This is a genomic window from Mycobacterium sp. Soil_C_30 (assembly GCF_057656995.1).
In genome coordinates, this window is record NZ_JBDGJH010000004.1 from 44,428 (window position 1) to 57,677 (window position 13,250).

General features: G+C 65.6%; 12 protein-coding genes. 9 read left to right on the forward strand and 3 right to left on the reverse strand.

Features of this window, described 5'->3' with window-relative positions; all coding sequences use genetic code 11:
- Positions 1-292: 292 nt before the first annotated feature.
- The 7 genes from rpsL to AC3A6P_RS08425 all read left to right on the forward strand — a co-directional run bounded on the left by rpsL (position 293) and on the right by AC3A6P_RS08425 (position 7,484).
- Positions 293-667 carry a 30S ribosomal protein S12 gene (gene rpsL / locus AC3A6P_RS08395; RefSeq protein WP_068915583.1) on the forward strand — a complete coding sequence of 125 codons (375 nt, stop codon included), beginning with the start codon at positions 293-295 and terminating at the stop codon, positions 665-667.
- A complete protein-coding gene (gene rpsG, locus AC3A6P_RS08400) occupies positions 667-1,137 on the forward strand; it encodes a 30S ribosomal protein S7 (protein ID WP_011558402.1) in 471 nt (156 codons plus the stop codon). The genes rpsL and rpsG overlap by 1 nt, the downstream gene beginning before the upstream one ends.
- A 76-nt stretch (positions 1,138-1,213) precedes the next feature.
- Complete coding sequence (fusA, locus tag AC3A6P_RS08405) at positions 1,214-3,316, forward strand: elongation factor G (RefSeq protein WP_487690697.1); 2,103 nt, start codon at positions 1,214-1,216, stop codon at positions 3,314-3,316.
- 141 nt (positions 3,317-3,457) lie between these two features.
- The gene (tuf, locus tag AC3A6P_RS08410; protein ID WP_487690699.1) at positions 3,458-4,648 is read left to right on the forward strand and encodes an elongation factor Tu; all 1,191 of its coding nucleotides are present in this window, start codon (positions 3,458-3,460) and stop codon (positions 4,646-4,648) included.
- Positions 4,649-4,789: 141 nt separating this feature from the next.
- Complete coding sequence (locus AC3A6P_RS08415) at positions 4,790-5,611, forward strand: SHOCT domain-containing protein (protein WP_487690701.1); 822 nt, start codon at positions 4,790-4,792, stop codon at positions 5,609-5,611.
- Between the two features lie 58 nt (positions 5,612-5,669).
- On the forward strand, positions 5,670-6,506 hold the full coding sequence (locus tag AC3A6P_RS08420) for a cutinase family protein (RefSeq protein ID WP_487690703.1): 837 nt from the start codon (positions 5,670-5,672) through the stop codon (positions 6,504-6,506).
- 129 nt (positions 6,507-6,635) lie between these two features.
- Positions 6,636-7,484 (forward strand): mycofactocin-coupled SDR family oxidoreductase, encoded by an 849-nt coding sequence (locus tag AC3A6P_RS08425; RefSeq protein ID WP_487690705.1) that lies wholly within the window; start codon positions 6,636-6,638, stop codon positions 7,482-7,484.
- Here AC3A6P_RS08425 and rocD read toward each other — a convergent pair.
- Complete coding sequence (gene rocD / locus AC3A6P_RS08430; RefSeq protein WP_487691438.1) at positions 7,440-8,660, reverse strand: ornithine--oxo-acid transaminase; 1,221 nt, start codon at positions 8,658-8,660, stop codon at positions 7,440-7,442. The two genes, AC3A6P_RS08425 and rocD, sit on opposite strands and share 45 nt — an antisense overlap.
- A gap of 1 nt (position 8,661) precedes the next feature.
- Entirely contained in the window at positions 8,662-9,510 is an 849-nt protein-coding gene (gene ddaH / locus AC3A6P_RS08435; RefSeq protein WP_487690707.1) for a dimethylargininase, read from the reverse strand.
- A 122-nt stretch (positions 9,511-9,632) separates the two neighbouring features.
- On the opposite strand from ddaH, the gene AC3A6P_RS08440 reads away from it, so the two are divergent.
- Together AC3A6P_RS08440 and AC3A6P_RS08445 are read left to right on the forward strand one after the other, a co-directional pair.
- On the forward strand, positions 9,633-10,082 hold the full coding sequence (locus tag AC3A6P_RS08440) for an Rv2324 family transcriptional regulator (protein WP_487690709.1): 450 nt from the start codon (positions 9,633-9,635) through the stop codon (positions 10,080-10,082).
- 160 nt (positions 10,083-10,242) lie between these two features.
- Positions 10,243-11,406: an NAD(P)/FAD-dependent oxidoreductase gene (locus AC3A6P_RS08445; protein ID WP_487690711.1), complete on the forward strand. Its 1,164-nt coding sequence runs from the start codon at positions 10,243-10,245 to the stop codon at positions 11,404-11,406.
- Positions 11,407-11,463: 57 nt separating this feature from the next.
- Here the strand turns inward: AC3A6P_RS08445 and AC3A6P_RS08450 are convergent, their stop codons facing one another.
- The gene (locus tag AC3A6P_RS08450; RefSeq protein ID WP_487690712.1) at positions 11,464-13,233 is read right to left on the reverse strand and encodes an ABC transporter substrate-binding protein; all 1,770 of its coding nucleotides are present in this window, start codon (positions 13,231-13,233) and stop codon (positions 11,464-11,466) included.
- Positions 13,234-13,250 lie beyond the last annotated feature (17 nt).

Consider the following 13,250-nt stretch of genomic DNA (forward strand, 5'->3'; position numbering starts at 1 on the left):
CTTCCGGCGGTTTTGTCGGTATGGCCGCCCCTGGTATCGTGGTAGCTCGTGCCTGGCCCAGATGGGCGCATGCGGCCGCTTCGACGGTAGGTGTGCGCGCACGCCGGGCCAATTCGCATGTCTACAGGCATCGGGTGATCGCAAGATCGTCACTTGTGCTGAGCGCGTGCGACACGCCCGGCCGCGGGGTAACGAGGCTGGACGAAACCGCAGTACAGAGACTTAAAGAGACGCTGAAGAACACGTCAGCAACAAACGAAGAGCAACACAGCACTACATAGGAAGCCGGTAAATGCCAACCATTCAGCAGCTGGTCCGCAAGGGTCGCCGCGACAAGATCGCCAAGGTCAAGACCGCGGCCCTCAAGGGCAGCCCGCAGCGCCGCGGCGTGTGCACCCGCGTGTACACGACCACCCCGAAGAAGCCGAACTCGGCGCTTCGCAAGGTGGCGCGCGTGCGGCTGACCAGCGCGGTTGAGGTCACCGCCTACATCCCGGGTGAAGGCCACAACCTGCAGGAGCACTCGATGGTGCTGGTGCGCGGCGGTCGTGTGAAGGACCTCCCCGGTGTGCGTTACAAGATCATCCGCGGCTCGCTGGACACCCAGGGTGTCAAGAACCGCAAGCAGGCCCGCAGCCGTTACGGCGCGAAGAAGGAGAAGAGCTGATGCCGCGCAAGGGTCCCGCGCCGAAGCGCCCGTTGGTCAACGATCCGGTCTACGGATCCCAGCTGGTCACCCAGCTGGTCAACAAAGTCCTGCTGGACGGGAAGAAATCGCTGGCTGAACGCATTGTTTATGGTGCGCTCGAACAGGCCCGCGACAAGACCGGCACCGATCCGGTCGTCACCCTCAAGCGCGCCCTCGACAACGTGAAGCCGGCCCTCGAGGTCCGCAGCCGTCGCGTCGGTGGCGCCACCTACCAGGTGCCCGTCGAGGTTCGTCCCGATCGTTCGGTCACCCTGGCGCTGCGCTGGCTGGTCAGCTTCTCCAAGGCCCGCCGCGAAAAGACCATGGTCGAGCGTCTGGCCAACGAGATCCTCGATGCCAGCAATGGCCTGGGTGCTGCCGTCAAGCGACGGGAAGACACCCACAAGATGGCCGAGGCGAACCGGGCCTTCGCGCACTACCGCTGGTGATGTCACGCCGGCGGGGCGTGCTGACCGCCGGGCGCACCGAATACACCTTTAGCAAGCGAAAGTTGGGAATCTAGCCGTGGCACAGGACGTGCTCACCGACCTCACCAAGGTCCGCAACATCGGCATCATGGCGCACATCGATGCCGGCAAGACGACGACCACCGAACGCATCCTCTTCTACACCGGTATCAGCTACAAGATCGGTGAGGTGCACGACGGTGCCGCCACGATGGACTGGATGGAGCAGGAGCAGGAGCGGGGTATCACCATCACCTCGGCTGCCACCACCTGCTTCTGGAACAACAACCAGATCAACATCATCGACACCCCCGGCCACGTCGACTTCACCGTCGAGGTGGAGCGCAGCCTGCGCGTGCTCGATGGCGCCGTCGCCGTGTTCGACGGCAAGGAAGGCGTGGAGCCGCAGTCCGAGCAGGTCTGGCGGCAGGCCGACAAGTACGACGTGCCCCGCATCTGCTTCGTCAACAAGATGGACAAGCTGGGCGCCGACTTCTACTTCTCGGTGCAGACCATGAAGGACCGCCTCGGCGCCAACGTCATCCCGATCCAGCTTCCGATCGGCTCCGAAGGTGACTTCGAAGGCGTCGTCGACCTGGTCGAGATGAAGGCCAAGGTGTGGCGCGGCGAGACCAAGCTCGGCGAGAAGTACGACGTCGTCGACATCCCGGCCGACCTGCAGGAAAAGGCCGAGGAATACCGCACCGCCATGATCGAGGCCGTCGCCGAGGCCGACGACGAACTCATGGAGAAGTACCTGGGCGGCGAAGAGCTGACGATCGAGGAGATCAAGTCAGGCCTGCGCAAGCTGACCGTCAGCAGCACGGCCTACCCGGTGCTGTGCGGTAGCGCGTTCAAGAACAAGGGCGTGCAGCCCATGCTCGACGCGGTCATCGACTACCTGCCGACCCCGCTGGACGTCGCGGCCGCCGAAGGCCACGTCCCGGGCAAGGAAGACGAGATCATCTCTCGTAAGCCGTCGGCCGACGAGCCCTTCTCCGGCTTGGCGTTCAAGGTGGCCACGCACCCGTTCTTCGGCAAGCTGACCTACGTCCGCGTCTACTCCGGCAAGGTCGATTCCGGCTCGCAGGTGATCAACTCGACCAAGGGCAAGAAGGAGCGGCTGGGCAAGCTGTTCCAGATGCACTCCAACAAGGAGAACCCGGTCGAGACCGCTTCCGCCGGCCACATCTACGCGGTCATCGGCCTGAAGGACACCACCACCGGTGACACCCTCAGCGATCCGAACCAGCAGATCGTGCTCGAGTCGATGACCTTCCCCGATCCCGTGATCGAGGTGGCCATCGAGCCCAAGACCAAGAGCGACCAGGAGAAGCTGGGCACCGCCATCCAGAAGCTGGCGGAAGAGGACCCGACCTTCAAGGTGCACCTGGACCAGGAGACCGGCCAGACCGTCATCGGCGGCATGGGCGAGCTTCACCTGGACATCCTGGTGGACCGCATGCGTCGCGAGTTCAAGGTCGAGGCGAACGTCGGCAAGCCGCAGGTGGCCTACCGCGAGACCATCCGCCGGGCCGTCAACAACGTCGAGTTCACCCACAAGAAGCAGACCGGTGGCTCCGGCCAGTTCGCGAAGGTCATCATCAACCTCGAGCCGTTCGTCGGCGAGGACGGTGCGACCTACGAGTTCGAGAACAAGGTCACCGGTGGACGCATCCCCCGCGAGTACATCCCGTCGGTGGACGCCGGCGCCCAGGACGCCATGCAGTACGGCGTGCTGGCCGGCTACCCGCTGGTGAATGTGAAGGTCACGCTGCTCGACGGCGCCTACCACGACGTCGACTCGTCGGAAATGGCCTTCAAGATCGCCGGTTCCCAGGTGCTGAAGAAGGCTGCCGGACAGGCCCAGCCGGCCATCCTGGAACCGATCATGGCCGTCGAAGTCACCACCCCTGAGGACTACATGGGTGACGTGATCGGCGACCTGAACTCCCGCCGTGGTCAGATCCAGGCCATGGAGGAGCGCAGTGGTGCCCGTGTCGTCAAGGCGCAGGTTCCGCTGTCGGAGATGTTCGGCTACGTCGGCGACCTCCGGTCGAAGACCCAGGGCCGGGCGAACTACTCCATGGTGTTCGACTCGTACGCTGAAGTTCCGGCGAACGTGTCGAAGGAGATCATCGCGAAGGCGACGGGCGAGTGAGCGCCAGCGAGCGAGCACGGAGCCGAGCGCTCAGCAGCGCGAAGGCGACCGGAGAATAAGTTTCCGGTCCCTTCGGACCACACAACTGAATTGTCAACACTGCTTTAACCGAAGCACCAACAAGTCCAGGAGGACACAGAAGTGGCGAAGGCGAAGTTCGAGCGGACGAAGCCGCACGTCAACATCGGGACCATCGGTCACGTTGACCACGGCAAGACCACGCTGACTGCAGCAATCACCAAGGTTCTGCACGACAAGTACCCCGATTTGAACGAGTCGCGCGCATTCGACCAGATCGACAATGCGCCCGAAGAGCGTCAGCGTGGTATCACCATCAACATCTCCCACGTGGAGTACCAGACCGACAAGCGTCACTACGCACACGTCGACGCCCCCGGTCACGCTGACTACATCAAGAACATGATCACCGGTGCCGCCCAGATGGACGGCGCAATCCTGGTGGTCGCCGCCACCGATGGCCCCATGCCGCAGACTCGCGAGCACGTGCTGCTCGCCCGCCAGGTCGGCGTGCCCTACATCCTGGTTGCCCTGAACAAGGCCGATATGGTCGACGACGAGGAGCTCATCGAGCTCGTCGAGATGGAGGTCCGCGAACTGCTGGCCGCCCAGGACTTCGACGAGGAAGCCCCCGTCATCAAGGTGTCGGCGCTCAAGGCTCTCGAGGGCGACGAGAAGTGGGTCAAGTCCGTCGAGGAACTCATGGAGGCCGTCGACGAGTCCATCCCGGACCCGGTTCGCGAGACCGACAAGCCGTTCCTGATGCCCGTCGAGGACGTCTTCACGATCACCGGTCGTGGCACCGTCGTCACCGGTCGTGTCGAGCGTGGCGTGATCAATGTGAACGAGGAAGTCGAGATCGTCGGCATCCGTCCCGGCACCACCAAGACCACGGTCACCGGTGTCGAGATGTTCCGCAAGCTGCTCGACCAGGGCCAGGCCGGCGACAACGTTGGTCTGCTGGTCCGCGGTGTGAAGCGTGAGGACGTCGAGCGTGGCCAGGTTGTGGTCAAGCCCGGCACCACCACCCCGCACACCGACTTCGAGGGCAGCGTCTACATCCTGTCCAAGGACGAGGGCGGCCGCCACACGCCGTTCTTCAACAACTACCGCCCGCAGTTCTACTTCCGTACCACGGACGTGACCGGCGTGGTGACCCTCCCCGAGGGCACCGAGATGGTGATGCCCGGTGACAACACCGACATCTCCGTCAAGCTGATCCAGCCGGTGGCCATGGACGAAGGCCTGCGCTTCGCGATCCGCGAGGGTGGCCGTACCGTCGGCGCCGGCCGCGTCACCAAGATCCTGAAGTGATTTCGATCCTCCAGTGATCTAGCTTCTGACGCTCGACAGCGGCGCTCACCCGAAAGGGTGGGCGCCGCTTTCGTATTGGGGGCCGGACGCCACCGGGGGCGTTAGTCTGACATTCGCTGTTCAGGACCGAGGAGCCGGCGCATGGTGTGGCGTTACGTGAAAGCTCAACTGTGGGTGTTGCTGTGCGGCGGCCTGGTCGGGCCGATCTTCCTGGCGGTGTTCTTCGGCACCGGACGGGATCCGTTGCTCAAGTGGATGTTCTGGGCCGGGCTGGTGGTGACGGCCGTCGACGTGCTGATCGCGTTGGCGATGGCCGGCTACGGCGCCCGAGCGGCCGCCAGGTCGCAATATCTCGAGCACCAGGGCGTGCTGGCGGTGGCCGAGGTGACCGGGATCCAGGAAAGCGGCGCCCGGGTCAACGACCAGCCGCTGGTGACCCTCGACCTGCGCATCTCCGGGGAGGGCATCGCTCCGTTCACCGCCCAGGACCGGGTGCTGGCGTCGATGGAACGGACCCCGATGATCATGGCGCGCAAGCTCGTCGCGATCGTCGACCCGTCCACGCATTCGTTCGAAATCGACTGGAACAGAAGCGCTTTGATCAACGGCATGGCGCCGGCCCAGTTCACCCTCGACGAGGACAACCGGACTTACGACCTCTCCGGTCAGGTCGAGCCGTTGATGGCGATCATGCGGATCCTCAAGACCAACAATGTGCCGTTGTCGGGGGTCATCGACATCCGATCCAATCCGGCGCTGCGCCAGCAGGTGATGAACGTGGTGCGCCGCGCCGCAGCCACCCCGGCCCCACCGCAGCCGGAGACCGTGCCGTCGTTCATGCCGGTGGCTCCTGCGCCGTCGACGGCCGCCCGGCTGCAGGAACTCGAGACGCTGCGCGCCACCGGTGCCATCACCGAGGCCGAATACACCGCCAAACGACAGCAGATCATCGCCGAGCTGTAACTCCCGGCCGGCCCCGCGCGATGTACCAGGCAACGTTCGCGTGAAGGGTGCAAGGGTCTTGGTTTCTCGTCATTTCGCTGCGGCGGCCTGTGCCGTTGCCGTCGGTGCAGCTGCGTTGGTCAGCGGGACGGGCACGGCGGCGGCCGAGCCGATGTGCCCCGACCTGCACTGGATCGGCGCTGCCGGCTCCGGTGAGCGGGGCCCGGAGGCGTCTTTGAACGGTGGCATGGGCAAGGTGATGTACCAGTCGTACCTGGCCTTCCAGCAGCAAGCCGCCCGCAACGGTGAGACCGTGACGGCCGAGGCCGTGATCTATCCCGCCACCGAGGTGCCGCTGGACGGCGGCATCCTGGACTGGGCCGGTTTCATCGGCAGTGTCGACCAGGGCACCGGTGCGCTGGCCAACCAGTACGCCAATTTCGTCCGGCAGTGCCCGTCGACGAAGGTGGTGCTGGCCGGGTACTCGCAGGGCGCCATGGTGGTGCACCGCAATCTGCAGGCACTCGAGGCCAGCCCCAATCTGTCCACCGCTCTGCTGATCGCCGACGGCGATCGCCGGCCCGAAGACCCCACATTGAATCTGGGTACCGCGTCGGGGGTCCCCGGCGAGCGTCTGGGAGTGGCGCAGGACTGGCCGATCCTGGCGCATGCGCCGGCCCCGTTGTCGCCTGTGATCGGTAGCCGCACCATCAGCGTCTGCGATTACGGCGACGCCGTGTGTGACTATGACCCCGACGCCGATGAGGACGAGGTGAGCGCGCAGGCGGTCGCCGTCCACACCAGCTACGCCAAGGGCAGCTACAACTGGGTGTCGCCGCTCTACGAGCTCGCGCAGATGGCCCCCGCTCCAGTGGTGGCGCCCGTGCCTGCGCCCGCGCCCGCACCCGTGGCCTGACCGTCCGGTTTACTAGAACACGTTCCAGTTCTACTGCTAGCCTGACGCGAGCGCGCATCGTTGTACGCGGAAGGCCGCGTGTCGCTGTACAGACACGCGCGCTCGCGCTCGAGGGAGAGGACGGGACAGATGGCCGGCGGATCGTTGGAAGGTCGGGTTGCTCTCGTGACGGGAGCCGCGCGTGGCCAGGGCCGCGCGCATGCCGTCCGGTTGGCCGGCGACGGCGCCGACATCATCGCGATCGACATCTGCGGCCCGGTGACCGACTCCATCACCTACCCGCCGGCCACCTCGGAGGATCTCGCCGAGACGGTGCGCCAGGTCGAAGCGACGGGCCGCAAGGTGCTGGCCCGTGAGGTCGACGTTCGCGACCTGGCTGCCCAGCAGCAGGTGGTGGCCGACGGTATCGAACAGTTCGGCCGCCTCGACGTGCTGGTGGTCAATGCCGGAATCCTGAGCTGGGGCCGGCTGTTCGAGATGTCAGAAGAGCAGTGGGACAGCGTGATCCAGACCAACCTGTCCGGTGCCTGGCGCACGGTGCGAGCCGCGGTGCCGGCGATGATCGAGGCCGGCAACGGCGGGTCGATCATCATGGTCAGCTCGTCGGCCGGCCTGAAAGCCACCCCCGGCAACGGTCACTACTCCGCGTCCAAACACGGCGTCGTCGCCATCACCAACGCGCTGGCGCTCGAGGTGGGGGAGTTCGGCATCCGGGTCAACTCCATCCACCCGTACTCCATCGACACCCCGATGGTGGAACGTGACGCCATGATGGAGGTGTTCTCCCAGCACCCCAGTTTCCTGCACAGCTTCGCGCCGATGCCGCTGCACCCGGTGAATCACGCGGGCAAGAAGGGCCTGCAGGAGTTCATGTCGCCCGAGGAAGTGTCCAACGTGGTGGCCTGGCTGGCCTCCGACGAGTCGATGGCGATCTCAGGTTCGCAGATCGCCGTCGACCGCGGCGTCATGAAGTACTGACGCGAACTGGTCCACCATCCAATCGATTTCGTCGTCGGTGATCACCAGCGGCGGGGCGAAGCGCAACGTCGAGCCGTGGGTGTCCTTGACCAGCACACCGCGCTCGGCGAGCAGCAGGCTGATGTGCTTGCCGGTGCCCAGCGCCGGGTCGATGTCCACACCGGCCCACATCCCCAGTCCACGCACTTCGGTGACACCGTGGCCGAGCAGGCCCCGCAGCCTGGCCTGTAACTTCCGCCCCGAAACGGTTGCTCTGGTTTGGAATTCGCCGGTGGAAAGCAGGTCCACGACGGCGCTGCCGATCGCGGCCGCCAGGGGATTGCCGCCGAAGGTCGATCCGTGCTCACCGGGGTGCAGCACACCGAGGATGTCGGCGTCGGCGACCACCGCCGACAGCGGCATGACGCCACCGCCCAACGCCTTGCCGAGCAGGTACACATCGGGCACGACACCCCAGTGGTCGCACGCGAATGTCCGTCCGGTGCGTGCCAACCCGGACTGGATCTCGTCGGCGATCATCAGAACACCGCGCCTGCTGCAGATCTCACGCACCCGCGGCAGGTAATCGGCGGGCGGCACGATGACGCCCGCCTCACCCTGGATCGGCTCCAGCAGGACAGCGACGGTGTTCTCGTCGATGGCATTTTCGACCGCATGCGCATCACCGAAGGGCACGGTGCGGAAGCCCGGGGTGAACGGGGCGAAGCCGTTGCGCGCCGAGTCGTCGGAGGAGAAACTGACAATACTGATGGTGCGGCCGTGAAAGTTGTTCTCCGCCACCACGATATTGGCCAGTCCCGCGGGAACGCCCTTGACGTCGGTACCCCACTTGCGGGCCACCTTGATACCGCTTTCGACGGCTTCGGCGCCGCTGTTCATCGGCAGCACCATGTCTTTGCCGCACAACTGCGCCAGGGCGGCGCAGAACGGGCCGAGCCGGTCGGAGTGGAATGCGCGGCTCACCAAGGTGACGGCATCCAGTTGTGCGTGTGCCGCCGCGATGATCGCGGGGTGGCGATGCCCGAAATTCACCGCCGAGTACGCCGCCAGGCAGTCCAGGTAGCGGCGGCCGTCGATATCGGTGATCCACGCGCCTTCGGCACTGGCGGCGACCACGGGTAGCGGCGAGTAATTGTGAGCGGCGTAGCGGTCTTCCAGCAGAAGCGCGCTCGGCATCTCAACGGCGGTCACGGTACACCTCCAGCGTGCAGCATTTCACCGACCCACCGCCCTTGAGCAGTTCGGAGAGGTCGACGCCGATCGGCTCGAATCCGTGCGACGCCAACTGCTGGGCGAAGCCGTGAGCAGCCGCCGGCAGCACGACGTGTCGTCCGTCGGACACCACGTTGAGTCCGAGGACGTAGGCGTCGGCTGAGGCCACCTCGATGGCGCCGGGGAACAGGCGTTCCAGGGTGGCGCGGGATTCGTCGGTGAAGGCCGGCGGGTAGTAGGCAATGGTGGTGTCGTCCAGCACCGCCAGCGCGGTGTCGAGATGGTAGAAGCGCGGATCGGTGAGGTGCAGCGTGACCACCGGCATCGCGGTGAGCTCGGCGACCTCGGCGTGGGCGGCCTCGTCGGTGCGGAAACCCGTGCCCGCCAGGATCATCGAGCCGACGACCAGGAGATCGCCCTGGCCCTCGTTGAGGTGTGTGGTGAAGCGGGGGGTGTAACCGGCTGCGGCCATCCACGCCGCGTACGCATCGGCTTCGCCGGCGCGTTCGGGATGCTTGAAGCGGGCGACGATCGCGGTGTCACCGATGACCAGACCGCCGTTGGCGGCGTACACCATGTCCGGTAGGCCCGGTTCGGGGGACACCAGGTCGACCGCGTGACCCAGGCTCAGGTAGGTCTGCCGTAGGTCCTCCCACTGGGCCAGTGCCAGCGCGGGATCGACGGGGGTGGAGGTGTCCATCCACGGGTTGATGGCGTATTCGACCGTGAAGTGGGTGGGTGCCGTCATGGCGTAGTGGCGCAGAGAGGCGGTTCGCTGCGCAGCGGCAGCGGTGGCGATGTCGGAGATCGTCATGGTCAGAAGGATATTTTCAGCGCCTGACGCAATCAATCTCCACTCATTGCGTGTTGAGGTATGATCCGTTGCGCAGATTCGAAGTATTCGGTGTTTTGTTGCGTCGCGATGAGGTGAGCTCGATGAATCGGCTGGATGAGACCGACGAGCTGATAGTCGCCGAGTTGGCCGAGCACGCGCGCGCGACGTTCGCCGAGATCGGGGAGAAGGTCAATCTGTCTGCGCCTGCGGTCAAACGGCGCGTCGACCGCCTGCTGGACAACGGCGTCATCCGCGGTTTCACCACCGTGATCGACCGGCAGGCACTGGGCTGGACCACCGAGGCCTACGTCCAGGTCTACTGCCACGGCACCATCTCGCCGGATCAGCTGCGGGCCGCCTGGGTCAACATGCCCGAGGTGGTGTCCGCGGCCACGGTGACCGGTACCTCCGATGCGATCCTGCACGTCTTGGCGCGGGATATGCGCCATCTGGAGTCGACGTTGGAGCAGATCCGGTCCAGCGGCGACATCGAACGCAGCGAGAGCATCGTGGTGTTGTCGAACCTGATCGACCGGTCGCCGCCGGCGTAACCCAGCCGGGCTCCCTCACCAGCCTTGGACTCCGGCTGTTGCTTTCGTAGCCGGAGCTCCTTCACCTGGCTCGTCCCTCACCAGCCTCGGACTCCGGCTGTTGAGCACCCGCACAGAGGGTGGTCCGCCGCGGCGCGCCACCATCGTGTAAACACTTTTTGTGGGAATTGTCATTGTGGGTGGTGGGCTGGCCGCGACGCGGGTCGCTGAACAGCTGCGCCGCGCGGAGTACACCGGCCCGGTCACCATCGTCAGCGACGAGGTGCATCTGCCGTACGACCGGCCGCCGCTGTCGAAGGAAGTGCTGCGCGCTCAGGTCGACGATGTGACGCTCAAGCCGCTGGAGTTCTACGACGAGAATGACATCACGCTGCTGCTGGGATCGGCAGCGGTATCGATCGACAACGACGCCAAGACGGTGCGGCTGGCCAATGATGCGGTGCTGCAGTACGACGACCTGATCATCGCCACCGGCCTGGTGCCCCGGCGTATCCCGTCCTTCCCGGACCTGGAGGGCGTGCGGGTGCTGCGCACCTTCGACGAGAGCCTGGCGCTGCGCAAGCATGCCGGCGAGGCGCACCGCGCCGTCGTCATCGGTGCCGGTTTCATCGGCTGTGAGGTGGCCGCGAGCCTGCGCGGTCTGGGCGTCGACGTGGTGATGGTCGAGCCGCAGCCCGCCCCACTGGCGTCGGTGCTGGGCACCCAGATCGGAGATCTGGTGTCGCGGCTGCACCGCGGAGAAGGTGTCGACGTACGCACCGGCGTCGGGGTGGCCGAGATCGTCGGGCAGTCGCATGTCGAGAAGGTGGTGCTGTCCGACGGCACCGAGGTCGACGCCGATCTGGTGGTGGTGGGCATCGGTTCCCGGCCGGCGACCGACTGGCTCGAAGGCAGCGGCGTCGCGGTGGACAACGGGATCATCTGCGACAACGTCGGCCGCACCACGGTGCCGCACATCTGGGCCCTCGGCGACGTGGCGTCCTGGCAGGACGCCCAAGGACATCAAGCGCGCGTGGAGCACTGGAGCAACGTCGCCGAGCAGGCCCGCGTGCTGGTGCCGTCACTGCTCGGCAATCAGCCGCCGGAAGCCGTTGTGGTGCCGTACTTCTGGAGCGATCAGTACGACGTGAAGATCCAGTGCCTCGGTGAGCCGGAGGCCGACGACGTCGTGCACCTGGTCGAAGACGACGGCCGCAAGTTCCTGGCGTATTACGAGCGCGAGGGCGCGCTCGTCGGTGTGGTCGGCGGCGGCGTGCCGGGCAAAGTCATGAAGGCCAGGGCGAAGATCGCCGCGGGCGCGGCGATCTCCGAAGTGCTGGGCTAAACCGTGCGATTTGGGCGCGCTGGTAACCGCTGAGCGGTTACCAGCGCGCCCAAATCCCTACTGGCCGGTGACGGAGATGTTGGTGATATCGGCGCCGTTACCCAGCGACTGCCAGGTCCAGTTGGACACCCGATCCGACGTCGGTACCGACTTGACCCGCTCGATCAACGGGAACCAGGCCAGATCCTTGGTGGCGATCTCGTTGGCGGTCTTCCAATCGGCGGTCGGATCCTCGGCCGCGAACGCCCGGTTCACCGCGGCATTGAGGTCCGGGTTGTCATAGGTGACGCCGTTCCAGGTGCCACCGGGAGCGAACTCCGAATCCAGCCAGCCGCCCAGCGTCATCCGGGCGCTGTTGCCCTGCCAGTCCGGGGTCCAGTTGGTGATCGCCAGATCCCATTCGCCGAGCTTGGTCTTGTCGCCGAGGAACGAGCTGAAGGTGCCCCAGCTCTCGCCCGGAATGGGGGTCAGCCGGACCGTGATGCCGGAGCGCTGCACCGAGTTCTGCACCGAGGTGGCGATCTTCTCGAACTCCGGAGTGTTGCGGTAGGCGATGTTGACGGTCAGATCGGATTGGCCCGCCTCGGCCAGCAGCGCCTTGGCCTTCTCCGGGTCACCCTTGTCTTCCGGTGTCGGGTAAGGGTTTTCGTCGTTGAAGCCGACGATGGTGGAGGTCAGGATCTCGTTGCTGGGGATCGCCGAATCCGGACCACCCAACCCCCGCACCACATCCGCGCGGTCCAGCGAGTAGTTGAAGGCCTGCCGCACCCGGAGGTCTTTCAGTGCCGCCTGCGCCGGGGTGGCCGGCTGCTCGGGGTTGTTCCAGCTGAGGAACACCGCCGACCCACTGGCCGACTTGTGCAGGTGATCGGGATCGGCCTGCTTGTACTGGGCGATCACATTGGCCGGGTAGGCGCGGATGTACAACCCGATGTCGGCGGTGCCGGTCTGCAGCTGCTGGGAGGCCGCATCCGCGGAGGCCACCGTGGTGTCGAAGACGATCTCGTCGGCGTACGCCTTGCGCGGGTCGCCTTCGGCGTTGTAGTTCTCCACCTTCTTCAAGGTGAGTTGCTTGCCCTGATCGTAGGAGTCGATGTAGTACGGCCCGGAGGAGACGTAGTTCTGCCGGAACTCCAGGCTGTCGGCGAAGTACTTCGACACCACCTCCTCGGGCAGCGGGCTGACGAAGTTGAGGGTGAGGATGTCGAGGATGTCGCTGGCCGGCCGGGTCAGCTTGATCTCCAGTGTCTTGTCGTCGAGAGCCTTGACCCCGCGGATGTCGTGGGTGTCGATGAACTGCTTCACGGCGTTCAGGTCGCCGGTCGGCACCTTGGCGAATTCGTCGGCGTACTCGGTGAATCCGTCGAACAGCGCGTTGTAGTAGGTGATGGCGCTGACCTGGCCGTTGGGATCGGGGAATCGCTTGATCGCATACACGAAGTCCTGTGCCGTGATCGGTCGGTCACTGGCACCGGAGAACGTGATGCCGTCGCGCAGGTGGAACGTGTAGGTCAGCTTGTCCGGGCTGATGTCCCAGCTCTCCGCGAGATCGGGTACCACCTCGGTGTCCTCGCCGATGCTCTCCTTGTTGCCGGCGTAGGTGACCAGCTGCCGGGTCGTGGCGCGGATGACCTGCCACGATTCGGCGGAGTAGGCGATCAGCGGATCGAGTGCGTCGATGTCACCGACGGATGCCACCTTCAGGGTGCCGCCGTACAGCGACGACGGGTCCGCCGAGGACGCCTCCTCGGAAGTGGTGCTGCTGCCGCAGGCGCCCACCACGAGGGTGGCCGTGAGCAGGGCAGCGATGCGCCAGGGGACTTTCATTGAGATTCTCCTTGATG

What these genes read in the sequence shown, in the direction of transcription:
- AC3A6P_RS08440 (WP_487690709.1), top strand. Translation starts at nt 9,633, where the DNA reads ATGAATCGGCTGGATGAGACCGACGAGCTGATAGTCGCCGAGTTGGCC.
- AC3A6P_RS08415 (WP_487690701.1), top strand. Translation starts at nt 4,790, where the DNA reads ATGGTGTGGCGTTACGTGAAAGCTCAACTGTGGGTGTTGCTGTGCGGC.
- AC3A6P_RS08450 (WP_487690712.1), bottom strand. Translation starts at nt 13,233, where the DNA reads ATGAAAGTCCCCTGGCGCATCGCTGCCCTGCTCACGGCCACCCTCGTG.
- AC3A6P_RS08425 (WP_487690705.1), top strand. Translation starts at nt 6,636, where the DNA reads ATGGCCGGCGGATCGTTGGAAGGTCGGGTTGCTCTCGTGACGGGAGCC.
- rpsG (WP_011558402.1), top strand. Translation starts at nt 667, where the DNA reads ATGCCGCGCAAGGGTCCCGCGCCGAAGCGCCCGTTGGTCAACGATCCG.
- rpsL (WP_068915583.1), top strand. Translation starts at nt 293, where the DNA reads ATGCCAACCATTCAGCAGCTGGTCCGCAAGGGTCGCCGCGACAAGATC.
- ddaH (WP_487690707.1), bottom strand. Translation starts at nt 9,510, where the DNA reads ATGACGATCTCCGACATCGCCACCGCTGCCGCTGCGCAGCGAACCGCC.
- rocD (WP_487691438.1), bottom strand. Translation starts at nt 8,660, where the DNA reads ATGCCGAGCGCGCTTCTGCTGGAAGACCGCTACGCCGCTCACAATTAC.